Source organism: Saccharothrix texasensis (assembly GCF_003752005.1).
Taxonomy (GTDB): domain Bacteria; phylum Actinomycetota; class Actinomycetes; order Mycobacteriales; family Pseudonocardiaceae; genus Actinosynnema; species Actinosynnema texasense.
The window spans coordinates 7,774,820-7,800,610 of the sequence record NZ_RJKM01000001.1 but is presented as its reverse complement, the minus strand read 5'-3'; the positions used below and the strand labels follow the sequence as shown (position 1 = coordinate 7,800,610).

The 25,791-nt window shown below is 73.1% G+C and carries 23 protein-coding genes; 8 read left to right on the top strand and 15 right to left on the bottom strand.

What is annotated here, in order from left to right; all coding sequences use genetic code 11:
* Positions 1-164: 164 nt before the first annotated feature.
* Positions 165-524 carry an STAS domain-containing protein gene (locus tag EDD40_RS35100; RefSeq protein WP_123746717.1) on the top strand — a complete coding sequence of 120 codons (360 nt, stop codon included), beginning with the start codon at positions 165-167 and terminating at the stop codon, positions 522-524.
* Here EDD40_RS35100 and EDD40_RS35095 read toward each other — a convergent pair.
* Positions 514-990, bottom strand: a complete 477-nt coding sequence (locus tag EDD40_RS35095; RefSeq protein ID WP_123746716.1) for a DoxX family protein — start codon at positions 988-990, stop codon at positions 514-516. The genes EDD40_RS35100 and EDD40_RS35095 overlap by 11 nt on opposite strands.
* Before the next feature lie 118 nt (positions 991-1,108).
* Between EDD40_RS35095 and EDD40_RS35090 the strand changes: the two genes are divergently transcribed.
* Positions 1,109-1,660: a TetR/AcrR family transcriptional regulator gene (locus EDD40_RS35090; protein WP_123746715.1), complete on the top strand. Its 552-nt coding sequence runs from the start codon at positions 1,109-1,111 to the stop codon at positions 1,658-1,660.
* A gap of 97 nt (positions 1,661-1,757) precedes the next feature.
* On the opposite strand, the gene EDD40_RS35085 is transcribed toward EDD40_RS35090, so the two are convergent.
* Together EDD40_RS35085 and EDD40_RS35080 are read right to left on the bottom strand one after the other, a co-directional pair.
* On the bottom strand, positions 1,758-2,201 hold the full coding sequence (locus EDD40_RS35085; RefSeq protein ID WP_123746714.1) for a MarR family winged helix-turn-helix transcriptional regulator: 444 nt from the start codon (positions 2,199-2,201) through the stop codon (positions 1,758-1,760).
* Between the two features lie 63 nt (positions 2,202-2,264).
* Positions 2,265-4,202, bottom strand: a complete 1,938-nt coding sequence (locus EDD40_RS35080; RefSeq protein ID WP_246038062.1) for a GTP-binding protein — start codon at positions 4,200-4,202, stop codon at positions 2,265-2,267.
* Between the two features lie 593 nt (positions 4,203-4,795).
* Here EDD40_RS35080 and EDD40_RS35075 point away from each other — a divergent pair.
* Positions 4,796-5,341 carry a hypothetical protein gene (locus tag EDD40_RS35075; protein ID WP_123746712.1) on the top strand — a complete coding sequence of 182 codons (546 nt, stop codon included), beginning with the start codon at positions 4,796-4,798 and terminating at the stop codon, positions 5,339-5,341.
* A gap of 60 nt (positions 5,342-5,401) precedes the next feature.
* On the opposite strand, the gene EDD40_RS35070 is transcribed toward EDD40_RS35075, so the two are convergent.
* From EDD40_RS35070 to EDD40_RS35050, 6 genes are all read right to left on the bottom strand, one after another.
* Positions 5,402-8,686, bottom strand: a complete 3,285-nt coding sequence (locus EDD40_RS35070) for a discoidin domain-containing protein (RefSeq protein ID WP_123746711.1) — start codon at positions 8,684-8,686, stop codon at positions 5,402-5,404.
* Positions 8,665-10,104, bottom strand: coding sequence for a glycoside hydrolase family 43 protein (locus EDD40_RS35065; RefSeq protein ID WP_123746710.1), 1,440 nt, complete (start codon positions 10,102-10,104; stop codon positions 8,665-8,667). Before EDD40_RS35065 ends, EDD40_RS35070 begins: the two co-directional genes overlap by 22 nt.
* 29 nt (positions 10,105-10,133) lie before the next feature.
* Positions 10,134-12,656, bottom strand: coding sequence for a glycoside hydrolase family 127 protein (locus EDD40_RS35060; RefSeq protein WP_123746709.1), 2,523 nt, complete (start codon positions 12,654-12,656; stop codon positions 10,134-10,136).
* 67 nt (positions 12,657-12,723) lie between these two features.
* Complete coding sequence (locus EDD40_RS35055; protein WP_123746708.1) at positions 12,724-13,566, bottom strand: hypothetical protein; 843 nt, start codon at positions 13,564-13,566, stop codon at positions 12,724-12,726.
* A 64-nt stretch (positions 13,567-13,630) separates the two neighbouring features.
* A complete protein-coding gene (locus tag EDD40_RS41190) occupies positions 13,631-13,807 on the bottom strand; it encodes a YdiU family protein (RefSeq protein ID WP_148088994.1) in 177 nt (58 codons plus the stop codon).
* 169 nt (positions 13,808-13,976) lie between these two features.
* Positions 13,977-15,845: a glycoside hydrolase family 127 protein gene (locus EDD40_RS35050; protein ID WP_246038060.1), complete on the bottom strand. Its 1,869-nt coding sequence runs from the start codon at positions 15,843-15,845 to the stop codon at positions 13,977-13,979.
* Positions 15,846-16,059: 214 nt separating this feature from the next.
* Between EDD40_RS35050 and EDD40_RS35045 the strand changes: the two genes are divergently transcribed.
* A complete protein-coding gene (locus EDD40_RS35045; protein ID WP_123746706.1) occupies positions 16,060-17,085 on the top strand; it encodes a LacI family DNA-binding transcriptional regulator in 1,026 nt (341 codons plus the stop codon).
* Here the strand turns inward: EDD40_RS35045 and EDD40_RS35040 are convergent.
* Positions 17,059-17,919, bottom strand: coding sequence for a TetR/AcrR family transcriptional regulator (locus tag EDD40_RS35040; protein ID WP_246038058.1), 861 nt, complete (start codon positions 17,917-17,919; stop codon positions 17,059-17,061). The two genes, EDD40_RS35045 and EDD40_RS35040, sit on opposite strands and share 27 nt — an antisense overlap.
* Before the next feature lie 79 nt (positions 17,920-17,998).
* Here EDD40_RS35040 and EDD40_RS35035 point away from each other — a divergent pair, with 79 nt between their 5' ends.
* Positions 17,999-18,643 carry a GNAT family N-acetyltransferase gene (locus tag EDD40_RS35035; RefSeq protein WP_246038056.1) on the top strand — a complete coding sequence of 215 codons (645 nt, stop codon included), beginning with the start codon at positions 17,999-18,001 and terminating at the stop codon, positions 18,641-18,643.
* Here EDD40_RS35035 and EDD40_RS35030 read toward each other — a convergent pair.
* The 4 genes from EDD40_RS35030 to EDD40_RS35015 form a co-directional block, all read right to left on the bottom strand.
* Positions 18,602-20,893, bottom strand: coding sequence for a heavy metal translocating P-type ATPase (locus tag EDD40_RS35030; RefSeq protein WP_123746704.1), 2,292 nt, complete (start codon positions 20,891-20,893; stop codon positions 18,602-18,604). The genes EDD40_RS35035 and EDD40_RS35030 overlap by 42 nt on opposite strands.
* The gene (locus tag EDD40_RS35025) at positions 20,886-21,851 is read right to left on the bottom strand and encodes a hypothetical protein (RefSeq protein ID WP_123746703.1); all 966 of its coding nucleotides are present in this window, start codon (positions 21,849-21,851) and stop codon (positions 20,886-20,888) included. The genes EDD40_RS35030 and EDD40_RS35025 overlap by 8 nt, the downstream gene beginning before the upstream one ends.
* An 86-nt stretch (positions 21,852-21,937) precedes the next feature.
* The gene (locus EDD40_RS35020; RefSeq protein WP_077005321.1) at positions 21,938-22,144 is read right to left on the bottom strand and encodes a heavy-metal-associated domain-containing protein; all 207 of its coding nucleotides are present in this window, start codon (positions 22,142-22,144) and stop codon (positions 21,938-21,940) included.
* Positions 22,145-22,209: 65 nt separating this feature from the next.
* Positions 22,210-22,491: a metal-sensitive transcriptional regulator gene (locus EDD40_RS35015; RefSeq protein ID WP_123748523.1), complete on the bottom strand. Its 282-nt coding sequence runs from the start codon at positions 22,489-22,491 to the stop codon at positions 22,210-22,212.
* A gap of 719 nt (positions 22,492-23,210) precedes the next feature.
* On the opposite strand from EDD40_RS35015, the gene EDD40_RS35005 reads away from it, so the two are divergent.
* The 3 genes from EDD40_RS35005 to EDD40_RS34995 are packed head-to-tail and all read left to right on the top strand — an operon-like array spanning position 23,211 to position 25,583.
* Positions 23,211-24,572, top strand: coding sequence for a HAMP domain-containing sensor histidine kinase (locus EDD40_RS35005; protein ID WP_123748522.1), 1,362 nt, complete (start codon positions 23,211-23,213; stop codon positions 24,570-24,572).
* Positions 24,573-24,577: 5 nt separating this feature from the next.
* Positions 24,578-24,796: a hypothetical protein gene (locus EDD40_RS35000; RefSeq protein ID WP_148088993.1), complete on the top strand. Its 219-nt coding sequence runs from the start codon at positions 24,578-24,580 to the stop codon at positions 24,794-24,796.
* Entirely contained in the window at positions 24,786-25,583 is a 798-nt protein-coding gene (locus EDD40_RS34995; RefSeq protein WP_123746700.1) for an alpha/beta hydrolase, read from the top strand. Before EDD40_RS35000 ends, EDD40_RS34995 begins: the two co-directional genes overlap by 11 nt.
* Positions 25,584-25,587: 4 nt before the next feature.
* Here EDD40_RS34995 and EDD40_RS34990 read toward each other — a convergent pair whose 3' ends face one another.
* On the bottom strand, positions 25,588-25,791 hold the full coding sequence (locus EDD40_RS34990) for a hypothetical protein (protein ID WP_123746699.1): 204 nt from the start codon (positions 25,789-25,791) through the stop codon (positions 25,588-25,590).

Sequence of the window (25,791 nt, the reverse complement as noted above, 5' to 3'; positions counted from 1 at the left end):
GCACGGCGCGTGGTCGAGCACAATGTGACGCACCGGGCCGCACGGCGCACGGCGGACCGCGCGGGGACGGCGTGACCGAGGCCCCCTCGGCAGGGCGTAACGCCGCACCGGACCAGGACGACGCCACGGTCACACAGGAGGTCCACACCGGGGGGCGGCGCGCCATGACCGATCGGCGTCGGCAGGGCGCGGAACTCGCCGTCGGCACGACCGAGGCGCACGGCCTCGCGGTCACCAGGGTCGTCGGCGAGGTCGACCTGGCGGGTGTCGACCTGGTCCGCGCCGAGCTGGACGCCCAGCTGGCCCGGCGGCCACCGGTGCTGGTGGTGGACCTGAGCGAGGTGACCATCCTGGGTTCGCTCGGCATCGCGGCCCTGCTCGACGCCCACCACCGCGCGGTCGCGGTCGGTGTCCGGTTCGCGGTCGTGGCGAGCCGCCGATCGGTGGTGCACCCGTTGGAGCTCACCGAGGTCGACCGGGTGCTGACCGTCGTGCCGTCCCTCGATCAGGTGGTCATCGGCTGACGTTCCCGCGCGACTCGCGGGGACGACGGGCGTAGTGCGCCACGATGCTCACGGTGGCCGCGAGGAACACGAGCTGCATGAGCGTGCGCGGCACCAAGGCGTCGCCGAACGACGGTGAGATGCCCTGCCGGGCGGCGTAGACGTTCGCCGGGAACATGCCGACCAGCATCGCGGTCAGGCCGGCCGCCGCCCACGGCGCGGTCCGCCGCCACAGCACGCCCGCCGCGCCCGCGAGTTCCAGCACGCCCGTCACGGTGATCACGAGACCGGGCGCGGGGACGGCGGGCGGCACCATCGCGATCAGCTCCTCGCGCAGGCCGGCGAAGTGCGCCACCCCGGTCGCGACGAACATCGCCGCGACCCCGCACCGCACGGCGAACGGCCAGGCGGGGACGCGGGTGACGCCGACGGCCCGCAGGCCTACCAGGGCGAGGGTGACCAGGACGAGGATCACGAGCGGTGCCACGGGCACTCCTCCGACGACGAAGACGAAGACGAAGACGAGACGACGCGAACTTGACAGTGGCAAGATTGACGGCGACCCACGAACTTGTCAATGACTAGATCGCGGGTAGGCTGCCGGGGTGACCACGGAGCGCCCGTACCACCACGGGGACCTGCGCCGCGCCGTCCTGGACGCGGCGGTCGAGGCGATCACCGAGCACGGCCCCGCCGGCGTCGGCCTGCGCGACCTGGCCCGGCGGGTCGGGGTGTCGCACGCGGGACCGGTGCACCACTTCAAGGACAAGGCGGGCCTGCTCACCGCGCTCGCCGCGGAGGGCTTCACGCTCCTGGCCGACGCGCTGGACGGGACGGTGGCGGAGGGCGGCGACATCGTCGACCTGGGCGTGGCCTACGTGCGCTTCGCGGTCGGGCACCGCGCGCACTTCGAGGTGATGTTCCGGCCCGACCTCCTGCGCCCCGACGACCCCGCGTTGACCGAGGCGCGCGACCGGGCCGGCGCGGCCCTGGCGGACGGCGTCGCCGACCGGCCCGACCCGGCGTCGGCGTCGGTCGCGGCCTGGTCGCTCGTGCACGGCTTCGCGACGCTGTGGAACACCGGCGCGCTGTCGCGGGCCGGCCGGGACCCGGAGGCGATGGTGCGGGCCTTCGCGGGCTCGATGTTCCCGACCTAGCGGCCGGGCGCGCGTCACGACCGCCGGCGCGGCACCTCCACGCACGCCGACGTGCCGGCCGGCCGCGGGCGGTCGGTCGGGTCCGGCGGGACGACCGTCACCGCTCCTCCACCAAGTCGCCCAGGTCGCGCAGGGTCCCGGTGACGGCGCGCAGCTCGGCCAGGGACATGCGGGCGGCCACGTCGTTCGCCCACGCCGCCTGGCGCAGCTCGACCTCGCGCAGGGCCGACCGGCCGCGCGGGGTGAGCGCGAGCAGCCGGGCCCGGCGGTCGCGCACGTTGTCCCGGAACTCGGCCATGCCGTCGCGGACCAGGCCGGCCGCCGTCTGCCGGACGGCCTGCCTGGTCAGCCCCATCACCCGGGCCACCTGCGCGATCGTGCGCGGCCCGTGGTCCACCACGCCGAGCACCTGCCACCGGGCGCTGGTCAGGCCCGCCGGCTCGGCCAGCCCGTCACCGGCGGCGAGGAGCAGGCCGTTCACCCGGAACACCTCGACGAGGAGGTTCGAGAACTCGCGGCCACGATCGGACAGGTCGGTCACATCGGACAATCTGGCAGGTTGACAAGTACCTGTCAAAAGCGGTCGACCGGTGAGCGCCGGCGGTCACCGGTCGGCCAGGTCCCGGTTGGACAGGAACCGCAGGTACTCGTCGTGGTCGAGCGGGTTGCCGTCCGTCCTGGCCCTGGTCGGCGCCGGGCCGCGGACCCGGCGGGCGGGGCCCGGTTCGTGCCGGATGCTCCCCTCGCCGCGGGTCAGACCGGGCAGGGCGGCGGCGAGGTCGTGCAGCGAGCGCGCCGGGAGGTCGCCCGGCACGCGCCACACCGGGCCGGCCGCGACGGCCGGGCCGAGGTCCGCGCCCAGCGAGAGCAGCAGGCCGGTCACGGCGCTGAGCGCGTCGTCCGGCACCTCCACCTCGACGGTGAAGCCGGGCTCGTGCACGGCGCTGCCCGCCTGCCGCAACGCCCGCAGCAGCACCACGGGCGTCAGGTGGCGGAAGTCGGCGGCGACCGTCATCGGCGCGTTGAAGCCGACGCGCGTGATGGTCACCGCGCAGTCGGTGACCTCCCACCCGTGCAGGCCTTGCCGCAGCGTCGCCGTCGCCGCCTCCTCGATCGCCCGGTGGTACGCCTTCGGCAGCAGGCCGAGCTGGGCCTGCCTGGTGAAGGTGTGGCCGGAGCCCGGCGGCAGCGGTTCGACGCGCACGCCGACGGTCTGCCAGAAGTCGTTCGGCCCGCGCGGGTCGAACTCGTGCACCGACTCGCCCCGGCCCACCGGCCGTTCGAAGTACACCGGCCGGGCCTGCTCGAACACCGCCTCGACGCCGAACTCGCGGTGCAGCCGCTCGGCGATCACCTCGCGCTGCACGGCCCCGTAGAGCAGCACGGACGTCGTGCCGCCGCCCGCCGCCCGGGTCCGGATGAGCGGGTCCTCGTCGGCCAGCCTGGTCAGCGCGGCGTGCAGCTCGGCCGCCCGGCCGGGTTCCCCGGGGCGGACCACCGACTCCAGGATCGGCGGCGAGAAGTGCGTTCTCCCGCCGTCGTCGTCCGCACCCAGCCGATCACCCACGCGCACGTGGGGCAGCCCGCGCAGCTTGCCGATGTCGCCCGCGGTGAGCGGCCCGGCGCCGCCGCCCACGACCTCCAGCCCGGCGACGCGCCCCCGGTGCTCCTCCACCGCGCCCGAGGGGTCCCGGCGCCGGAACGCCACCCGCTGCCGGCCGTGCAGCGTCCCGGAGAACAGCCGCAGGTAGGCGACCTTCTCGCCCTTGCCGGTGCGTTCGACGGCGAACACGGCGCCGCGCAGGTCGTCGGACGGGACCGGCCGCGGCGCGAGGAACCTCCGGATGCCGTCGGCCAGCTCCGCCGTGCCCGCGCCGGACACCGCCGAGCCGAAGTACACCGGGTGCACCAGCCCCCGGCACGTCTGGTCGCGCAGCGGCGCGGACACGTCCTCGGGCACGTCGCCGTCGATCACCCGGCCCAGCAGCGGGAGGTCGTGGTCGGCCAGGAGCTCGGCCGCCTCCGCCCGGAACGCGCCGTCGGCGGCGGGCCGGGCGACGACCCGGGCGTCCCGCGCGCCCAGCCGCTCGACCCGCACCATCGGGACCACGGCGGGCGTCAGCCGGCGGCGGATCTCGGCGAGCAGGTCGTCGTGCCGCGCGCCCATCCGGTCGATCTTGTTGACGAAGAGCAGGGTCGGCAGGCGCAACCGGCGCAGCGAGCGCAGCAGCACCCCGGTCTGCGCCTGCACGCCCTCGACCGCCGAGATCACCAGCACCGCGCCGTCCAGCACGGACAGGGCGCGGTCGACCTCGGCGACGAAGTCCGGGTGCCCCGGCGTGTCCACCAGGTTCACCTGGAGGTCGCCGAGCCGGAACCAGGCGACGGCGGAGCGGATCGTGATGCCGCGGCGGCGTTCCAGCTCGCCGCTGTCGGTCTGCGTGTCACCGCCGTCGACGCTGCCGAGCCGCGGGATCGTCCCGTGGTCGAACAGCAGCCGCTCGGTGAGGCTGGTCTTACCGGCGTCGACGTGCGCGAGCACGCCCAAGTTCAGGGTTCGGGTGGTGATGACGGTCCTCGGGGGTGTGGGAAGGGGCACCGGGACGGAGCAGACCGTCGAGTCGCCGCATCTCATTCCTCCTCAAGGCGCGAACACCTGCGCGGCACACCGTAGGGCGGACACCCGGCTTCGCGCCGGCCGATTTCACCCGGCGGTGCGCGGCGGTGGTGCGCGGCGCGGCGGACGACCGGTTCCACGCCCGTTCCCCAACGGGCGTGGAACCGCTCCCCTTCCCCCTGCTCCCCCTTGCCCCCACTTCCCCTCTGATCCCCCCGGATCCCCTCGCCCCCCGGCTCCCCGACCTGCACCAATCCTGATCGACGGAGCCACCGGGGACAATGTCGCACCCGGGCCGCTCCGAGACCCGGTCAATTGCCGGGTTCCGGCAAAGAAGCCCCGACGGGCGGGCCACGCCGCCATACCACGGTGAAGCTAGTCAGAAAATCTCCCACTTGGCCGCTGTGCGGTAAGTTGCCGGCACCTAAGCTGCTGTCCGACGACCCCTGCCGCATCCCTGCGCCGAGCCCCGGTCGATCCCGGATCGGCGAGGGCTGCCCGTCGAAAGGACAGTCCCCATGCGTACCGGTCGATTCCGCGCCGCCGTCGTGGCCGCCGCCACCGCCCTGCTCGCCGTCACCGGCGCGACCGCGGCCTCGGCCGCGCCCGCCGAAGTCGTCCAGGACACCGTCTTCCAGCCCGCCACCGACACCCCGGTCACCGCCCTGGTCACGAAGCTGACCCACGCGCAGGCCACCGCGCGCTTCAGCGCGGCCGGCATCTCGTGGACGTCCAGCGGCGGGTGCAGCGACCGCAACAACCCGACCTGCACCTCGTTCACGCAGATCAACCTGACCACGGTGCAGGGCGCGGAGACGCTCAAGCGGGCCACCGGCTGCGCGCTGACCATCACCGGCGGCACCGAGACCGGCCACGCCAGCGGCACCTACAGCCACTGGAACGGCTACAAGCTCGACTTCCGCCTCACCACCTGCCTCACCAACTACGTGAAGGGCACCTTCACCTCCATCGGTGGCAACAAGTGGCAGTCCGGCTCCGGGAACGTCTACTACCTCGAGAGCAACCACTGGGACGTCACCTACTACAACTGCGGCGGCTGCTGACACCGCCGCGTGGAAGGGGGGACCGGCGGCGCGACCGGTCCCCCTCTCACACCCTCGCGGTCACCCGAAGGCCTTCACCTCCAGCAGCCCGACCGAGCCCGCCCCGCTCCGCAGCACGACCCGCAACCGCGTCGTGCTCACCGGCGTGAACGTCACCTCCTGGTAGGCGTCCGGCGCGACCGGGTAGCCGCTCGCGCCCGCCACGTCCACGTAGGCCGACCCGTTCCACTGCTGCACCTTCCACGACGCGGGCACCCGCACTCCCCCGTTGTCGTCGAAGAAGTACACCCGTGCCGACCGCACCGACTGCGCCGACGCCCACGTCAGCTCGGCCCACTGCTCGCCGGTCTCGGGCCAGGTGCCCCACCGCGGGTTGACGGCGTCGTCGGACGACGGCGGGTCGACGCCGTCGTTGATCGCGGCCACCGACTCCCACGACGAGGTGTAGGACGCCGACGGCGTGGCGGAGGCGGCCAGGTTCACCGGCGGCTGCGGATCTGCGCCGCCTCCCCTGCTGTAGGCCTTCACCTCGGTCAGCCCGGTCCTGAACCCGGAGGCGTGCGTCACCTGGACCCGGATCCGCTGCGTGGACACCGGGGTGAACCCGACCCGGTTGTAGTTGGCCCTCGGCGTGGCCGGCGTCCTGCCCTGCGCCGCCGCGCCGACCCACGCGGAGCCGTTCCAGTACTGGATCGCGTACGACGACGGCGCCCGGTACCGGTTGCCCGCCCGGTCGTCGCGGAAGTGCAGCCGCACCTCGTCCACCGTGCGCTGCTGCCGGAAGTCGATCTCGTACCAGTCCGCGGCGTTGGGCGATCCCGAGGTGCCCCACAGCGGCTCGTTGATCGGGAACCCGTCGACCGCGGCCCCGACCGACGTGCCGGATGCCGTGTACGACGCCGTGACGCCCGCGCCCTGCGCCAGGTTCGGCGCGGTGGAGGTCAGGTCGACGCCCGCCTTGGCGAACATGTCGACCATCCGCGCGCCGCCGTGCGCCACGTCCTGCGGCGCCTGCAACCCGGTGACCGCCGCGGAGTGGTTCACCGTGCCGGCGCCGGAGGGGAACGTGACCTCGCCGTTGGCCGGGTTGTAGAGCACGCGGGTCAACCGGTCGACGGTGAACGCGCGCGTGCCGTTCAGGTAGACCGAGTAGCCCTGCGGCACGCCGTTGTAGCGGGTCACGCCGTCGGCCGGGTCGTCCCACACCACGCTGAGGTCCATGTTGCGGTAGCGCAGGTTGTTGACCGCGAAGTGCGACCAGCCGATGGTGATCGGCGACAGCTCGATCCGGGTGTCGGTGCGCGGGCGCAGCCCGGCCACGTCCTCCACCACGGTCCAGTTGCTGCTGCCGAGGATGTTGTGGTGGATCCACGACCGGTAGTCGATGCTGCGGCTGCCGGAGTTCCAGTCGGCCCAGAACTCGTTGGCGTCGGGCCACTGCGTGTTGCCGCCGACGTACTGCGCCCAGGTGTTCCAGTAGAGCAGCTTCTTGTAGTCCTCGGCGGTCATCCACTGGTTCGGGTAGTTGCGCAGCACCGAGGAGTACAGCCGGAACTGGACGGTGGAGTTGATGGTGGAGAAGTTGTTGGAACCGGGGTGGCCCGCCTGCGCGGCCTCCGCCTTGTCGCGCTGGTTGGCCGTGTAGAACGGGAAGACCGGGTACTCGTTCGGGTCGGCGAACAGCCGCAGCGCCTGCTTGTACTGGTCGGTGTTCGGCATCAGGCCGACCGAGAACGGGTAATAGTTGTTGATCTCCTTCCACGGCACGTGGGTGTTCGTGGCCACGTGCTTGTGCTCCAACAACTGCCGCGACGGGTTCCACAGCGTGGTCACCACGCCGTTGCGGATGCGGTCGGCGAGCGCTTGCATCTCGCTCGCCTTCGCGGTGTTGCCGGTCAGCGCGTAGGCCTGTTGCGCGGCCATCGCGCCGCTCCACACGTACGCCGTCTCGGCGCGGTCGAGGTTGCCCGCGCGCCAGTCGAACGACACCGCGTCGGCGTCGTTGCCCGTCATGGCGCCCCAGTCGTACTCGATGACGCCGTTGTCGTCGGTGTCGTAGGTGGCCAGTTGCCCCTTCACGTCACCTTCGGCGTACTTGGCCAGGTTGCCCGCGACGCCCGGCCGGCCGCCGTGGATCTGGTAGCTGCGCCACGCCGCCTCGGAGATGTACTGGGTGTAGGAGTTGGACCAGTTCTCCGGGTCGCCGGGGTTGTCCACGAACCGGCCGCCCTTGGACGACTGGCCGACCGACAGCCACGGCCCGTACGAGTAGACCGGGTCGCGCAGGTACTTCAGGTCGTCGATGTGCATCGGCTGGGTCAGCGCGATCGCGTTGTTGTAGCCGGTGACGCCCTCGATCGAGACCGGGAACTGGAAGTCCTGCCCCGGGATGTCCACGTCGAGGTGGTTGAAGCGCATCAGCCACCAGCGGTAGTAGACGTTCTTCTTGATCGCCGGGTCGGGCACGTCGATGTAGGGGATGTTGTCCGCCCACCACCGGTTGTAGTCGCGCACGTGGGTGGCGAACGCGACCGACGGCGAGTGGCCGCGGTAGGCGTTGTACTCGGTCAGCGACTCGGGGATCTCGTCGGTGACGAAGCCCATCACGACCTTGGTGGTGGCCGACTGGCCCGCGCCCAGCGTGACCGACCGGGTCAGCGCGCCGCTCGCGGCGGTGAACCCGTCGCCGGCCAGCCTGGGTCGGATGGTGGTGAGGTTGTTCTTCACCTGCCGCGAACCGGTCAGCTCGGCGCCGCTGACCGCGGTCGCGTACGGCGAGGTGACGCGCAGCGGCAGCGTGGCCGACGCCGAACCGGTGTTGGTGACGGTCAGGTTGGTGACGGCGACGTTGTTGTGCGTGATGAACTTCGCGACCTCCACCCGCACGCCCGTGCCGGTGTAGACGCCCTTCCAGTGGCTCGGGGCCTGCCGGCGGTTCGACACCTGCTCGGTCAGCGCCCCGGGGCCGACGGTGATCGCGTAGGCGTTCTGGCTGCTGATGTTGTCCCAGTAGGCGGCGTTGCCGCCGAACCCGATCACGGCCGGGTTGTGGGTGTACATGAACGCGCCGCGACCGCGGGTCATCAGCCACGGGCCGGCGGGGTCGTCGCCCGGTCGGGCGAGCAGGCGGTCCACCCAGAAGTCGGTGCCGCCGCTCTCGGCGTCGTAGATCGCGCGCATGGTGCTGCCGGTGCTGTAGCCGACCGGCGGCGCGGGGACCGGGGGACCGTTGAACGTGGGGTAGCCGATCGTCTGCGCGGCGGAGGCGCCCTGCACCGGCACGAGGAGCGCGCCGAGCACCACCACGGCCGCCAGCCGTCGGGTCACGCCTGGAAGGCCTGCCATTCCAACACCCCCGTCGAGAAGTCGGGCTTCGAGGTGATCGACAACCGCAGCCGCGTGGTGTTCACGGCGGTGAACGTGGTGGTGTTGAACGCGTTGCCCGCGACGCCGCACGCCGACTGGCCGGGCACGTCGACGTAGGCGCTGCCGTTCCAGTACTGGACCGCGCACGACGCGGGCAGGTCGATGCCCTGGTCGTCGTCGAACCAGTAGGTGGCCACCTTGTTGATCGAACGGCTGGACGGCCACTGGTACTCGACCCACTGCGTGCCGCGCTCGGGCCAGTTGCCGTAGGCGAGGTTCGAGCGGTCCGCCGAGCTCGCGGGCGTGCCGCCGTTGTTCAGCGCCGCCAGCGACTCCCACGTCGAGACGTGAGAGGTGGACGCGGTCGCCGACGTGGCCAGGTTCGTGCCCGTGCCGGGACCGGTGCCCGGGTTCGGCGGCGGGCCGGTCGTGGTCTGGGTGACCTTGCGCATCGTGCCGTCGGCGTTGAACTGCAGCAGGTCCACCGCGACGGACCGGCGGAAGTTGCCGCCGCCGGGCGCGTCGGCGTTGTGGTAGACGATGTACCACTGCCCGTTGAACTGCACGACACCCGCGTGGTTGGTGGTCGAGGAGACCTTGTCGAGCACGACGCCGCGGTGCGTCCACGGCCCCAGGGGGTTGGTGGCGGTGGCGTAGCGCTGGCAGGCGTAGCTCGAGTCGGTGACGCAGCCGTTGGTGTCGTTGGCCGCGTACATCATGTAGTAGAGGCCGTTGCGCTTGAACATCCAGGGCGCTTCCCAGAAGTTCGCCAGGCCCTGCGGCGTGGTCACCGCGCCGTCCAGCTCGACCATGGTGGGCTTCAGCTTCGCCGCCCGCGCGCCCCAGTAGCCGCCCCAGTAGAGGTAGGACTGGCCGTCGTCGTCGGTGAACACCGTCGGGTCGATGTTCAGCCCGGACGAGTTGGGCGTGCTGTCGCTGATCAGCGGACCGCCCTTGGCGTCGCGGAACGGGCCGAGCGGGCTGTCGCCCACCGCGACGCCGATGTCCATCCAGCCCGCGCCGTTGCCGTTGACCGACGTGTACCAGTAGTACTTGCCGTTCTTCGGCTCGACCTCGCTCGCCCACGCGTCCGCGCCCGCCCACGGGAACGTGCCGATGTTCGCCTTCGCGCCGTGGTCGGTCCAGTTGGCGGCGTCCGTCGAGGACAGCACCCGCCACTCGCGCATGAGGAAGTTGTTGTTGCCGGTCGCGGCCTCGTCGCGGCCCGCGTAGACGTACATCGTGTTGCCGACGACGAGGGGCGCCGGGTCGGCGGTGTAGTAGCTCGTGATGATCGGGTTGGCCGCGGAGGCGGTCGGTGCGACGGCGACGACGGCGGCGGAGGCGACGAGCGCGAGTGCCGCGCCCAGCCTCACCGCCCGGATTCGGGTGCCCATGAGTGAGTCCTAACGGTGGGGGATGGTGGCTAGCGGCCGGTGGCGTGCAGGTCGGCCACTTCGGCGGCGGTGAGGGCGCGGCCGTAGACCCGGAAGCCGTCCACGGCGCCGTCCAGGTAGGGGTCGCCCGCGTACTGGGAGCGCCCGATCCAGTTCTGCGTGGTGCTGCCGAGCGCGGACGGCCGCACGGTCAGCGCCGCGTTGCGGGCCGCCTCGACCCCGTTGACGTAGAGCACGCCGAGGTCGCCGGTCTGCGTCACGGCCACGTGGGTCCACGCGCCGGCGGGCAGCGGTGACGGCGCGTCGATGCGCTGCTCGGCGCCCGACCCGCCGGTGGTGATGGCGAACCTGGCGCCGCCCGCCGATCCGCGCGGCGTCAGGAACAGGGACGAGGTGGCACCCGTCCCGAAGTCGAACACGCGCGCCCAGGTGGTCACCGCGTCCAACCGCACCCAGGTGGCCACGCTGAACGCCGCGGCGCCCACCAGCAGGCCCGCGGGCAGCAGCACGTGCTCGCCGGCGCCGCCGAGGTCGACGGCCGAGCCGGTGCGTCCCGCGGTCCACCGGGCGCCGCCGGCGAGGGTGGCGGTCCGGCCGTTGCCGGTGGCGTCGGCCGCCACCGAGCCCGCCGCCTCGTCGAACGGGTAGTGCGCGATGAACGGCGGCGGCGCGGGCGTGTCGGTGACGTTCCAGTAGACCGTGTAGCGCTGGCCGTGCAGCTGGTAGAACGGCAGCAGCGTGACCTGGCCGGTGCTCGCCGTCGCCGTGTACCGCAGCGGGGTGGTCGTGGCCCGCAGGGTGCCCGGCTGGAGCGTGGGCATCGACGTCAGGTTCGTCGTGCCGTAGGCGCCCGCGAGCACGATCGGGCCGTGCTTGACCGCCTGCACGGCCGGGTTGTCCGGCGCGGGCTCCCGGGTCAGCGCCATCGGCAGGCTGAGGTCCACCACGTCGCCGCTGCTCCACGTCCGGTCCAGGCGCGCGTACGTGCCCGGCGCGGTCGCCACGTCCTGCACCACGCCGTTGAGCTTGAGCTGGGCGCCCGCGGCCCAGGACGGGACGCGCACGCGCAGGTCGATCCGGCCCGAGCCGGTGACGGTGAGCCGGGTGGCGGCCGACTCGGGGAACCCGGTGTCCTGCCGCACGGTGATCCCCCGGCCCGGCCACGTGAGCGCGGAGGCGATGAACAGGTTGACGTACAGGGTGTCGCCGGCCTGGAAGTAGATGCTGTCGGAGTGCTTGGTGTTGGTCTCCATCCCGGTGCCGTGGCAGCAGGTGAAGTCCTGGTAGTCGTTGCTGTAGGTGCGCCGGCCGCCGGGCCGCAGCGGCACGTAGTAGCTGTGGTGGCCGTGCGCGGAGGCCGGGTTCTGGCCGCCGAGCAGGTGGTTGTACAGCGCCTTCTCGTGGAAGTCGAAGTAGTGCGCCTTCGGGTCGGTGCGGAACAGCTGGCGGGTCAGCTTGAGCATGTTGTAGGTGTTGCAGCACTCGCACGTGTTGTCGGACAGCTCCGACGCGATCCGGCCCGGCGCCTTGAAGTACTCGCCGTTGGAGTTGCCGCCGATGGCGTAGGTGTGCGTGCCGACGACGATGTGCCAGAAGTTGGTCGCGATGTCGCGGTACCGGGTCAGGCCGGTGGCGTGGTACTCGCGGATCGCGCCGAGCGCCTTGGGGATCTGGGTGTTGGCGTGGTAGCCGTTGAGGGCGTCGGTGTTCGCCGCCAGCGGGTCGAAGACCTCGGCGTGGTCGAAGTGCTGGGCGGCGGTGAGGTGCGCCGGGTCGCCGGTGAGCTGGTAGAGGTTGGCCAGCACCTCGTTCATGCCGCCGAACTCCGTCTTGAGCATGTTCTGCCGCTGGGCCGGGGTCAGCCTGCCGTTGCGCGTGCCGACCCACGCGGCCATCCGGGTCAGGACGGTGAGCGCCTGGGCGTTGCCCGCCAGCAGGTGCATGTCCAGCAGGCCCGCCATGATCTTGTGCAGCGTGTAGTAGGGCGCCCAGACCTGCTGCCGGGCCTCCACGCGGTCGATGAAGCTCTCCGGGAACGCGGACAGGTAGCCGGTGGTGAACCCGGCCGCCTGCGCCCGGTCCTGGCAGGCGGCGAGCTGGGTGACCAGGTAGTCGCCCTTGTTCCGGAACGCGGTGTCGCCGGTGCTCGCGTACGCCTGGGCGAGCGCGGTCAGCACGTGGCCGGTGGAGTGGCCGCGCAGCTCGGTGGTCGGCGACTCCCAGCCGCCGCACGCGGCGGCCGACGAGGGCAGGCCGACGTTGAGCCGGAACGTGTGCAGCAGCCGGTCGGCGTCGAGGAACTCGAGGTAGGCGTGCGTGCGGGAGGTGCTGGTCTGGAACGGTCCGGCCAGCAGCGTCACCGCGCCGAGCGGGAACGGGTGCGCCGACGCGCCCGTGTCCGGTCTCGCGGCGGCGGCAGTGGCGGTGGTGGCGGCGGTGGTCGGGTCGGTGGCGGCGACGGCGGCGCCGGTCAGGGTGGGCAGGGCGGTGGCCGAGGCGACCACCGCGCCCGCGCGCAGCACGGCACGTCGGGATGGGGTGGGCAGGGACATGGTCGTGACCTTCCGTGGCAGAGGGGCCGGCACCCCCGGTGCGGGGTTCGGGGGCGCCGGCGGTCGCTCAGCGGCCGTAGCGGCTCTTCAGGTGCCGCCACCAGTCGCGGAACATCCAGGCGTCGAACTCGGTGATGGTCGTCGCGCTGCCCGCCTTCATGAGGAAGCCGCCCACGCCGGACGGCGTCCAGTCGTAGAAGTCGTCCAGCCCGAAGGTGTGGCCGATCTCGTGCAGCAGGATGTGCACGGTGGGCGAGCCGAGGTTGTTGACGAAGTACTCGCTGCCGATCCGCTGACCCCAGTCGCCGCCCGCGCCGCCGCCCATGCCGGCGGTCAGCCACAACGACTGGTCGTAGTGCCGGGGCACCCCGCCGGGGCAGTTGCGGTACTGGCCGTCGCGGACGAAGAACCGACCGCACTGCTCGGCGCACTGCGGCGCGTTCTCCCGGATGTTGTCGACGTAGACGTCGACCGAGTTGTCGCTCCACTGCAACGTGGCGCGGTCGCGCACCGCCCAGCCGACGACCTTGATCGGGACCTGCGCGTAGGGCCAGTTGTTGTGGCCCACCATGAGATCCGTCCACTTCTTGTACTGCTCGGCGAGCTTCGCGTGGATGCGGTCGCGCAGCGACGCGCTCACCGGCGCCGACGAGTCCCACCGCACGCAGAAGTTCAGGTAGCCGCCGTTGGCGAAGACCTGGTCCCAGCCGTAGTTGCGGAACCCGTACAGGTCGCCGTAGGTGCTCTCCTGGTGCGACCACACCTGGTTCAGCGGGGTCACCAGGTTCGACGGCGGGCTCCACGTCGCCGGGTTGGCCGCGGCCGTGACGTCACGCGCCTGCTCGGCCTGCGCGACGCCCGCGCCGCTCACCGCCAGCGCGAGCGCGAGCGCGGTCAGCACTGTTCTCATCCATGGTCGTGACACGACGATCTTCCTTCCGGTTGCCGGACGAAGCAGCGTCGGACGCGCGAGGTCAGCCCTGGACGGCTCCTGGGGCGACCCCGCGGACGTGGCTGCGTTGCATGGCGGCGAAGAACGCGGGGCAGGGCACTGCCCCGGGCACCACGGCGGAGGTGGTGGTGGTGCGGCCGTCGGCGCGGACCGGCTCCCCCGGTTCCCCCGCCGCGGCCCCGAACGGGTCGCGCGTCATCAGGGCGCGGCGGGAGGCCGCGGCGTCGGCGCCGCGCCGCCTCCCGGGCCCGGCGTGTCCGCCGCGGAGGCGACACGAAGCCGTCTGGTTCTCACCGGTCTCTCCTTTGAGCACGGTTCGGGTGGTGTGTCCGGCCGGGTGGCCGATCAGGGCGGGTCGGCCGGCGGGGTCAGGTGGCGGGCAGCCAGACCCGCATCGTGGACGGGCCGCCGCGCGCCCACCGGTGGTACGGCACGAGGTTCAGCGGGGTGCTCGGCCGGGTGCGGTCGTCGGCCGGCCGCGGCGCGCCGTAGGGCCAGTCGTCCGGGCCGGGGGCGGTGAACCGGGCGCGCACCTCGACGCCGGACCCCGCGTCGACCGGCGGCACGGTGGCGTCCACGCGCAAGGTGTCGAGGTCGACCTCGCCCTCGGACTCGGCGCAGTACACCAGCGGCCCGCGTTCCACCGCCACGCACCCGCGCGTCGCGTCGATCCTCGGGTCGGGCGCGGTGAAGCGGGGCCGGGTCGGCAGCTCCAGCCGGATCTCCTCGCCCACCGCGAACGACCGGTACACGACGATGTCGCCCACCGGCACGTGCCGGCGGCCGTGGGTGGTGACCAGCTCGGCGCCCGCCGCCCACTGCGGCACCCGCAGGGTGATCGACCACGGCTGGTCGTCGGTCTTGGTCACGCGCACGGTCACGGCGCCGTCGTCGGGCAGGCCGGCGCGCACCCGCAACCCCACCTCGCGGCCGTCGTCCAGCCGGGTGGAGATCTCGGAGTCGGCGTACTGGTGCAGGCGGACGCCCGTGTCGTCGACCGTGACGAGGTAGCACGAGAGGGCGGCCAGCAGGCGGGCCGCGTTCGGCAGGCAGCACGACACCTCGAACCACGGCGCCCTCGGCCCGCCGCCGAACCCCAACTGCTCCTCGTCCGCCGCCGACGCGGCCGTGGGCGTGCGCTGGTGCAGGGTGTGCGCGTAGAAGAACGACCGGCCGTCGTCGCCGATCGCGGTGGCGACGACGTTGTAGAGGATGCGTTCGATCACCTCGTCGTACCGGCCGTCGCCGGTGGCCAGCAGCAGCCTCCAGGCGAGCATGATCGCCGCCACCCCGGCGCACGTCTCGGAGTACGCCCGGTCCGACGGCAGCACGAAGTCGTCGCCGAACGCCTCGTCGGCGTGCCGGGAGCCCATGCCGCCGGTGAGGTAGGTGCGCCGGGCCAGCGTCCGGTCGAACTGGGCCGCGACGGTCCGCAGCAGCTCGTCGTCACCCGTCTCGACCGCGACGTCCACGGTGGCGGCGGCCAGGTAGAGCGCGCGCACGGCGTGGCCGTGCAACACGGTGGACTGCCGCACGGGCTGGTCGTCGCTGAAGTACGACCAGCCGAAGTGGTGGCGCGGCAACGTGCGGTGACCCCGGCGCTCGATGAACAGCGCGGCCTGGTCCAGGTAGCGCTGCTCACCGGTCAGTCGGGCCAGTTCCACCAGGCCCAGCTCGATCTCCGGATGGCCGCAGACACCGGGCGTGCCGTCCGGCCCGAACGCCTCGCAGACGTGGTCGGCGGCGCGGCGGGCCACGGCCAGCAGCGGGTCGGCGTCACCGCCGCCGGTGCGGGCCCTGGCGACGGCGGCTTGCAGCAGGTGCCCGGTGCAGTAGAGCTCGTGGCCCCACAGCATGTCGCTGTACCGGGCGGGTTGGCCCGGGCGACCGAACGCGGTGTGCAGGTAGCCGTCCGCCGCCTGGGCCGCCGCGACCACGCCGGTCAGCTCGGCGATCTGCGCGTCGAGGGCGCCGGTCTCGCCCGTGCCCCGCCCGACCTCCCAGGACATCGCCTCCAGCAGCTTGTAGACCTCGGAGTCGGTGAACTCCCGGCCGCGGCGGGTGGCCGACGCGGCGTTCCGGGCGGTGAAGTTGCCGGTCCAGCCGAGGCGGTCCTGCCACGACCGGGCGTGCGGGAGGGACGCGGTGGCGTTGACGTCCTGCCGTGCCCGCCAGAAACCGCCGGTGATCCGGACCTCGTCCTGGCCCAGCGGGCGCAACCTGCCTCGCGAAGGCACGACGGGACGTCCCCCGACGGCAGTGGTGTCCGGTGACGTCACTGTCATCCCAACCTCCCGCGATCCGTGTGCCTCGTCAGCACTGTGGCAGCCGAAAACGTTTTCGGCAATTGTCCTTGTGACGTCTCGGGACTGTGCTCCAGGATGACCTCTGACGGTCGTGAAGAGCGCCTACGATCGAATCGGCGTTCGACAACGTTTCGAAAGGCTTTCGATGGGCAGACGCCGGTCCGACGCGGTGACCCTCAGCGACGTGGCGCGGCTGGCCGGCGTCTCGATCTCCACCGCGTCCAAGGCCATCAACGCCAGGGACGAGGTCGCGCCCGCCACCCGCGAGCGCGTGCTGCGGGCCGCCGCCGAGCTGTCGTTCCAGCCCAACGCCCTGGCCCGCGGGCTCATCTCCGGTCGGACGCGCACCATCGGGCTGCTCACCGACGAGCTGGGCGGCCGGTTCGCCATCCCGATCCTGTTGGGGGTGGAGAACGCGTTGGCCAACGAGCAGATGTCGGTGCTGCTGTGCGACGCGCGCGGTGACGCGATCCGGCGCCGGCACTACATCAGCACGCTGCTGGCCAGGCAGGTCGACGGGTTCATCATCCTGGGCGACGACAACGACGTCCGGCCGTCGCTGACCCGGGACATCCCGGTGCCGGTCGTGTACGTGTACTGCGAGTCCAGCGACCCCGCGGACCTGTCGGTGATAGCCGACGACGAGGGCGGCGCGCGGCTGGCGGTGGAGCACCTGGTGTCGTTGCAGCGCAGGCGCATCGGCCACATCACCGGGCCGCGGGCCTATCGCGCGGCCCGTGACCGCGTGACCGCGTTGCACCGGGTGCTGGACGAGCACGGGCTGGGCCTGGCGGGCGGCGCGCCGCTGTACGGCGAGTGGTCGCAGCGCTGGGGCAGGCACGCGGCCGGGATGCTGCTGGCCAGCGATCCCGACGTGGACGCGGTGTTCTGCGGGAACGACCAGATCGCGACCGGTGTCGCGGACACGTTGTCCCACTGGGGGAAGCGAGTGCCGGAGGACGTGGCGATCGTCGGCTACGACAACTGGGAGGAGTTCGCCGCCGACTGCCGGCCGCCGCTGACGACCGTCGACCTCGACCTGGAACGGTTGGGCACCACGGCGGCGCGGTACCTGTTCGAGGCGTTGGACGGGCGTCGCCCGTCCGGGGTGGTCCGACAGCCGTGCCGGTTGGTCGTGCGCGAGTCAACGTCGGCGGTCGGCCGCGGCTGAGCCCGCCGCGCCGGGGTCGTGGGCTTCCCGGGGTTCGTCGGGTTCGAGGAAGGCGGCGATGCCGTCCAGCACCCGGCGCAGGCCGAAGTCGAACCAGCCCTCCAGGTCGGCGGGGGTCGGCGGGTCGGCGGCCAGTTCGGTGAGCCAGGGGTAGCGGTTCGAGCCGACCACGCCCGCGAGGCGGCCGAGCCGGTCGTGCCACCAGCCGCGGGCGCTGACGCCGGTGTCGCGGACCGCTTCGGACTCGGCCACCGCCATCATCGCCGTGCCCTGCACGTAGCCGCTCACCAACAGGTAGACCGAGAGCGCGGTGCGGTGGTCCAGGGGCAGGGCGGCCAGGAACCGGTCCACGGTCTCCAGGACGGAGCGGCCCAGTGGCGGGCGGGTGGTGCCGAGCGCGGCCAGCGACCACGGGTGCCGCCGGTAGAGCGCCCATTCCTCGCGGGCTTCGTGGTCGAGCAGGGCGCGCCAGCCGGTCGCGCCGGGCGGGGGCGGGCGGTGGTCGGCGAGGACGGTGTCGACCATGGCGGTGACCAGGTCGTCCTTGCCGGACACGTGCCGGTACAGGGACATCGTGGAGGCGCCGAGCCGGGCGGCGACGAGTCGCATCGAGACGGCGGCGAGCCCTTCGTCGTCGGCGAGGCGGATGGCGGCGCGGACCACCAGGTCGCGGTCGAGCGGCGCCGCGGCTCCACTGTCCACGAAGGACCGCCGGGGGACCGTGCCGTCCTTGCGCGCGCGGTAGGCCCGCGCCTGGCACGACCGGCCGCAGTACCGCCGGGGCCGACCCCGGGTGGGGTGCGTGATCTCGGCACCGCACTGCGCGCACTGCACGACCGACCCCCTTTCGTCACACCCGCGTTGTGTGACGCATGGCGTTGAACACGAGCTGTCGGCTCGAAATGCTGTGGTCGTGTACAGCGTACGAGGTGCTGGTGTCGAGGAACTGGACCGGATCGCCCCGGCCTGCGCGGCGGCGTGCGCCGACGAGGCGGTGACCGCGTGGGCGTTGGCCGGGCACGACTTCTCCGCCCTGTTCCGCGAGTGGCTGGCAAGCGCGTTGACCGATCACGAGGTGGTGATCGCCGAACGAGGCGGGGTGGTCGTCGGCGTGTCCACGTGGATGGCGTTGGCGTCCGCGGAGCCGGCGCGGCGGCAGGCGGAGGCGGTGGCGGAGCAGGCCCGGGCGAACCCGGCGTTGCGGCGGATGGCGGCGGCGGTCGCGCTCCCCCACCCCGACGTGCCGCACCTGTACCTGGCCTCGATGGCGGTGGTCCCGGAGAGCCGCGGGCGAGGCGTCGGCACCGCCATCCTGCGCCACCGCCTCACCCGCGCCGACGACGAACGCCAACCCGTGTACCTGGAGGCGAGCACCCCGCGCAGCGCCGCGCTGTACGCGCGGCACGGCTTCGTCCCCTCCGGGGCTCCCCACGCCCTCCCCGACGACGGCCCCGTGCTGCACCCGCTCTGGCGCCCGCCGCGCCACCCCCCGCGTCCCGCGTCCGGGACGACCGGGTCAGGCGGCGGCGGGCACCTTGCCCCGGGTGGACCCCGCTGACCGCGTCGGCCCCGACCGGGTGGTCGCGGTGCCGCGGAAACCACGCAGCCGCAAGCTGTTCGACACGACGAACACGCTGGAGAACGCCATCGCGGCGCCGGCGATCATCGGGTTGAGCAGCCCGGCCGCCGCCAGCGGCAGCGCCGCGACGTTGTACGCGAACGCCCAGAACAGGTTGCCCTTGATCGTGGCGAGGGTGCGCCGTGACAGCCGGATCGCGTCCACCGCCGCACGCAGGTCGCCCCGCACGAGCGTCAGGTCACCGGCCTCGATCGCCGCGTCCGTGCCGGTGCCCATGGCCAGGCCGAGGTCGGCCTTCGCGAGCGCGGCGGCGTCGTTCACGCCGTCGCCGACCATCGCCACGACCTTGCCCTCGCCCTGGAGCCGGGCGATCACGTCCACCTTGTCCTTCGGCAGCACCTCGGCGATGACCTCGGCGACCCCGACCTCGGCGGCCACGGCGCGCGCGGCGGCCTCGTTGTCACCGGTCAGCAGCACGGGGGTCAGGCCCAGTCCGCGCAACTGCCGGATCGCCTCCGCGGACGTCGGCTTCACGGTGTCCGCCACGACCAGGACCGCACGCGCCTCGCCGTCCCACGCCACCAGGACCGCGGTGCGCCCCTTCTCCTCCGCCGCGCGCTTGGCCTCGGCCAGCGGACCGTCCAGGTGGACGCCCCACTCGGCCAGCAGCCGCTCGCGGCCGACGACCAGGGCGTGCCCGTCGACCACTCCCCGCACGCCCAGCCCTTCGAGGTTCTGGAACCCCTCGACGTCGGGCAGCTCGCCCGCGCGGTCCAGGGCGCCGGTCGCGATCGCCTTGGCGATGGGGTGCTCGGAGGCGTGCTCCAGAGCGCCGGCCAGCCGCAGCACCTCGTCCTCGGTCACGTCCGCGGCGGTGTGCACGGACACCAGGCTCATCCGACCGGTGGTGACGGTGCCGGTCTTGTCCAGCACCACGGTGTCCACCCGCCGGGTCGACTCCAGCACCTCCGGCCCCTTGATCAGGATGCCCAGCTGCGCGCCGCGCCCGGTGCCGACCAGCAGCGCGGTCGGCGTGGCCAGGCCCAGGGCGCACGGGCAGGCGATGATCAGCACCGCGACCGCCGCCGTGAACGCGCCCGACACGCCGCCGCCGGCGCCGAGCCAGAACGCCAGCGTGCCGACCGAGAGGGCGATCACGACGGGCACGAAGACCGCCGAGATCCGGTCGGCGAGCCGCTGCGCCTGCGCCTTGCCGTTCTGCGCCTCCTCGACGAGCCTGGCCATCTGCGCCAGTTGGGTGTCGCCGCCGACCCGCGTCGCGCGGACCACGAGCCGCCCGCCGGCGTTCACGGTCGCGCCGACCACCGGGTCGCCGGGGCCGACCTCGACCGGCACGGACTCCCCGGTCAGCATGCCGGCGTCGACCGCCGAGCTGCCGTCCGCCACGACGCCGTCGGTGGCGATCTTCTCGCCCGGCCGGACCACGAACCGGTCGCCGACCGCGAGCTCGCCGATCGGGATGCGGACCTCGCGCCCCTCGCGGAGCACGGCGACGTCCTTCGCGCCGAGTTCGAGCAACGCGCGGAGGGCCGCGCCGGCCCGCCGCTTCGACCGGGCCTCGAAGTAGCGGCCCGCCAGGATGAACGTCGTCACCCCGGCCGCCACCTCCAGGTAGATCGCGCCGGCGCCGTCGGTGCGGGAGATCGTCAGCTCGAACGGGTGCGTCATGCCCGGCGTGCCCGCGGTGCCGAACAGCAGCGCGTACAGCGACCAGGCGAAGGCCGCGACCGTGCCCATCGAGACCAGCGTGTCCATCGTGGCCGCGCCGTGGCGCAGGTTCGTCCAGGCGGCGCGGTGGAACGGCCACGCGCCCCAGACCAGCACCGGAGCCGCCAGCGTGAGCGAGATCCACTGCCAGTGGGTGAACTGCCACGCCGGGACCATGGCGAGCAGGACCACCGGGGCGGAGAGGACCGCGGACACGACCAGCCGCCGGCGCAGCGCGGCGGTCGGGTCTTCCTCAGCGGTGGCGGCGGGGGTTCCGGGCTGCTCGGGCACGGGCAGCGCGGCCTGGTAGCCGGCGGCCTCGACCTGGTCGACCAGGACCTGCGGGTCGACGGCCTCGGGGAAGGTGACGCGCGCCTTCTCGGTCGCGTAGTTCACGGTCGCGGTCACGCCGTCGAGCTTGTTCAGCTTGCGCTCGATCCGGGCCGCGCACGAGGCGCAGGTCATGCCGGTGATCGCCAGTTCGATCCGCGCCTCAGCCATGACCGTGCTCCTCCTCGGCGTCGCCGGGTGCTCCGTCGGTGTGGGTACCCCCGGCACCCACGGTGGTCACGGTGAATTCGGCCGTGCGGACGACGCCGTCGTGCCGGAAGTCCAGGAACAGCCGGTAGCCACCGGCCGACGGCACCTCGGCGACGAACGCGATCTCCGGGCCGGCGGGAGTCCGGCCGTCACCGGGAGCGCCCTCGGGGTGCACGTGGAGGTAGGCCAGGTCGCTCTCGCGCAGCGCCACCAGATGACCGTACGCCGCCAGGTAGGGCTGCAGGTCGGTGACCGGCACGCCGTCCTCGGCCACGGTCAGCCGCACGGGCGAGGCCTTGCCCGGCACGAGGTCGCCGTCCAGGCGGACCTGGTAGCCGTCGACCTCGGCGACGCGGGACGGCTCGTGGGCGCGCGGCTCGAACACACCCGCCGCGCTGACGTCGACACCGAGCGTGACCGCCTCGCCACCGGTCGGCTTGAAGTCGGCGAAGACGCGGTAGCTGCCGGCGTCGGGCACGTCCAGCGGCACGGTCCACGTGCCGTCCGGCGCCATCTCGGGGTGGACGTGCCGGAAGTTGGAGGTGTCGCGCCGGACCGCGATGAGGTGCATCCGCTTGTCGTGCTCGACGTCGTAGGCGGTGACGGCCGTGCCGTCCGGGCCGAGGACGCGGAAGGAGAAGGAGTCGGTTCCCGTGGTCAGCGTCGTGTCGGTGGGCGTGAGGGTGTACCCGCCCCTGGACGACGCCAGCCCCGCGGGCTGGTCGTTGCGCGCGGTCTCCGCGACGGTGCCGCTGTGGTCGTCCCCGCGGCCGGCGCCCTCGGCGCCGGACGTGCCGTCGTGACCGCTCGGCGCGGCTTGGACGGCGAAGGGACCGACAGCGCTACCGGCCGCCCAGGCGCCACCGGCGACCAGGGCGAGTACCGCACCGTAGGCGGAGAGCTTCGCTGTTGTGCTCATCGGTCAGTCCTCGAGACTGGAGGAGCCCGTCAAACGGGTCGACGGGCTCCGGGTCGGCTGCTGTGCCGTGGTGGGTGGCGGGTGGGTCAGCCGGCGAGGGCGTAACCCGCCTCTTCGACGGCGGCGCGGACGTCCGCCTCGGCGACCGGGGCGGCGCTGGTCACCTTGACCGCGCCGGTCGGCAGGTCGACGTCCACGCCGGTCACGCCGTCGATCTTGGTGACCTCCTCGGTCACGGACGCGACGCAGTGGCCGCAGGTCATGCCGGTGACGGTGTAAGTGGACTCGGCCATCGGGTGCTCCTGGTTCATCGTTCGAGTGGTGGGTTCGGGGTGAGTGGCTGTTCGGGGTGGGGACGCTAGGAACGCACCAAGCGGGCGATGGCCTCGCTTGCCTCGCGGACCTTGGCGTCGGCGTTCTCGCCACCCCGGGTGAGGGCATCGGCCACGCAGTGCTTCAGGTGCTCGTCGAGCAGCCCGAGGGAGACGGCCTGGAGCGCCTTGGTCGCCGCGGCGATCTGGGTCAGGACGTCGATGCAGTACTCGTCGTCCTCCACCATCCGCTGCAAGCCGCGGACCTGCCCCTCGACCCGGCGCAAGCGCTTGAGGACGGCGTCCTTGTCAGAGGTGTAACCCCGCATGTCCACTCCCTTCGGTCACCTGTCGCGTGCCCGTCAGGGACATTCATACCCCCGGGGGGTACCTGAGTCAATTTGGAAGTCAGGGGCGGTGACTGGCGTCACCCGCGAAAGGGTCACGCGCGGACCCTACCCCCGTACTGTATCGGCGACCGGGCCGAGGAGGGCGCGGGGAGGGGCCGGGGGTTCGGGGAAGGCGGGCCTGGTGTCAGGCCGCGCACCGGAAGCAGAAGTGAGGGCCCACCGGGCGGTCCAGGCCGTGCCAGCCCGCGGCGACCGCCTGCCCCCACAGCGCCGGCCATCTGACGGCGGACTCTTCGGACCGGTTGTGCACACGTCCGCAGTGGTCGCAGATGAGGACGAGCGCGGACACGTCGTGGTCACCGGGGATGGCGGTCACAGTGCGGGCATCGACTTCCTGTCGGGTGCGGGCAGGCGGGTCGCGTCGGAGGAGGCGAAGCCTGGTCGGGCACCCGGGATTCTCGTGGTGGGGCGGGCGCGGGGAGCGGGAAAACGCCCGCTCCGAACCTTGCGATCAGCTTGCGATCCCTGCGGTGGGCGCGGGGGTCGGGCAGGCTGGTGCGGGTGTGGGTGCGGCTCGGTGGCGGAGACCGGCTCGATTCGACCTGGAGCCCTTCCGGGTGCTCCGGGCAGGCCGAAGCACCCGAACCCACGTCGAATCGGGCCTGGGTGGGCGTGCGGGCGGTCGGGGTGGGGTGGTGATGCGTCGGTTCTCGTTGCGGTGGCGGGTCGCGCTGGTCATGGGGTTGGGGTCCGTGTTGTTGACCAGCGCGGTGGCGGTGGCGGTGTGGAACCTCACGTCCGGGTACATGTTGCGTCAGCGCGAGCAGAGCGCGGTGCGGCAGGCGGAGGTGAACGTGAGGTTGGTCGACGCGGCGTTGAGCAGCGGCTCGGACGGGTTGACGGGACTGCTGACCGGGCTCACCACGGGGCCCGACTCGACCGTCCTGCTGTTCCACGGCGGCCAGGTGCTGACCAGTGGGCGGCAGGTGGACGCGCGGGAGCTGCCGCGCGGGTTGGTCGACCTCGGGCGGGCGGGCACGCCTGCCGCGCAGCGGCTCATGGTGGACGGCATCCCGGTGCTGGCGGTGACGTTGCCCATCGGGTCGACGGACGGCGCGTACGTCGAGCTGGCGCCGCTGGTGCAGTTGGACCGCACGTTCCGCTTCCTCAGCGCCCTGCTCGTCGCGGTCACGGTGGCCAGCGGGATGCTGGGGGTGGCGCTGGGGTCGTGGGCCGGCCGGCGGGCGCTGCGGCCGTTGACCGAGTTGACCAAGGCCGCGTCCCGGATCGCGGGTGGTGACCTGAGGGCGCGGCTGCCCACGCAGACCGACCCGGATCTGACGTCGTTGGCCGGCACGTTCAACGCGACGGCCGAGGCGCTGGAGCAGCGGGTGCGGCGGGACGCGCGGTTCGCGGGCGATGTCAGCCACGAGCTGCGGTCGCCGTTGACGACCATGGTCAACGCCGCCGAGGTGCTGCGCCGCCGCCGGGTGGAGGTGCCCGGCACGGCGGGCAAGGCGCTGGACCTGCTGACGTCCGAAGTGGACCGGTTCGCGCGGATGGTGGTGGACCTGCTGGAGATCTCCCGGGCCGACCAGCTGGCCGAGGACCCGGCGTCGGAGACGATCGACCTGGTGTCGCTGGTGGCCAACGTCGTCGCGGCCCGGCCCGGTGGTCCGGTCGCGATGGAGACCGGGTCGCCGCCGCCGCGGGTGCTCGGCGACCGCCGCCGGCTGGACCGGGCCGTCGACAACCTGCTCGACAACGCCGAACGGCACGCGGGCGGCGTGGTGCGGATCGGGGTGTTCTCGCGGGACGGCAAGGCGCGGATCGAGGTGGACGACGCCGGGCCCGGTGTGCCGCCCGAGCTGCGGGACCGCATCTTCGACCGCTTCGACCGCGGCGCCCGGGCCGGGCGCCGCGGCGCGGACACCGGCAGCGGGCTCGGGTTGGCGCTGGTCGCGCAGCACGTGCAGCGGCACGGCGGCACGGTGCGGGTGGAGGACCGGCCCGGTGGCGGGGCCCGGTTCGTGGTGGAGCTGCCGGAGGCCGAGGCATGAAGGTCGTGACGATCTTGCTGACCGCGGCGGCGCTGGTCACGGCGTGCGGCGTCACCACCCAGGACGAGCCGCAGCCGTTGGTCACGTCCACCGCGAACCCCGTGCCGACGCCGACGCTCACCCAACGGCCCGATCCGACGACGACGGAGACGACGACGGAGACGACGACAGAGACGACGACGGGGGCGACGACGGTGACGGGAGCGGGGGCGGGTGGGGAGTAAGCGAGTGGTCGCGGTGCTGGCCGGCGTGGTGGTCGTGGTGGGTGTGGTGGTCGGTGGCGCGTTCGCGTTCCAGCGCGAGCTCGTCTACCTGCCGACCGGTGGGCCGTTGCCGAGCGCCGGGGAGGTGGGCGGGCGGGACGTCGTGGTGACCACCGGCGACGGGGTGCGGTTGGCGGCCTGGCACTTTCCGGTGGGGTCGGCGCGGGCGACGGTGCTGGTGGCGCCGGGCAACGCCGGCAACCGGCTGACGAGGGTGCCGCTGGCGCGGGCGTTGAACGCGCGGGGGCTGTCGGTGCTGCTGGTCGAGTACCGGGGGTTCGGCGGCAACCCCGGGCGTCCGACGGAGGCCGGGTTGGCGCTCGACGTGCGCGCGGCCCGTGAGCACCTGCTCCGGGAGGGCGTGCCGGCCGAGCGGTTGATCTACTTCGGGGAGAGCCTGGGGTCGGCGGTGGTGGCGGAGCTCGCGGTCGAGCACCCGCCGGCCGGGGTGGTGCTGCGGTCGCCGTTCACGGATCTCGCCTCGGTCGGGGCGCGGCACTACCCGTTCCTGCCGGTCCGGTGGCTGCTGGTCGACGAGTTCCCGACCGAGCGGCTCGTGGCGCGGCTGGACGTGCCGGTCACCGTCGTCTACGGCACGGCGGACTCGATCGTGCCGCCGGAGCAGAGCCGGGCGGTGGCGACGGCGGCGCGGGGGCGGACCGCGGAGGTCGCGGGGGCCGACCACAACGACCGCGTGCTGCTGGACGGCGCGCAGGTGGTCGACGCGGTCGACGCGATGGCCGGTTGACGCGCTACCAGGCGCCGTCCGGTTCGTCGGGCAGCGGCACGGCGCGGTGCTGGTCGGCGACGTCGGCCGGGTCGGCTTCGGGCACCTCCGGCAGCTCCGGGGCCTGCGACCGGCCGACGGCGGCCTCCTCGTCGACGATCCCGGTGTCGGGTTCGGGTTCGGCGGTCCGCAGCTGGTCGGCCACGTCGTTCGACGGCTTCTCGATCAC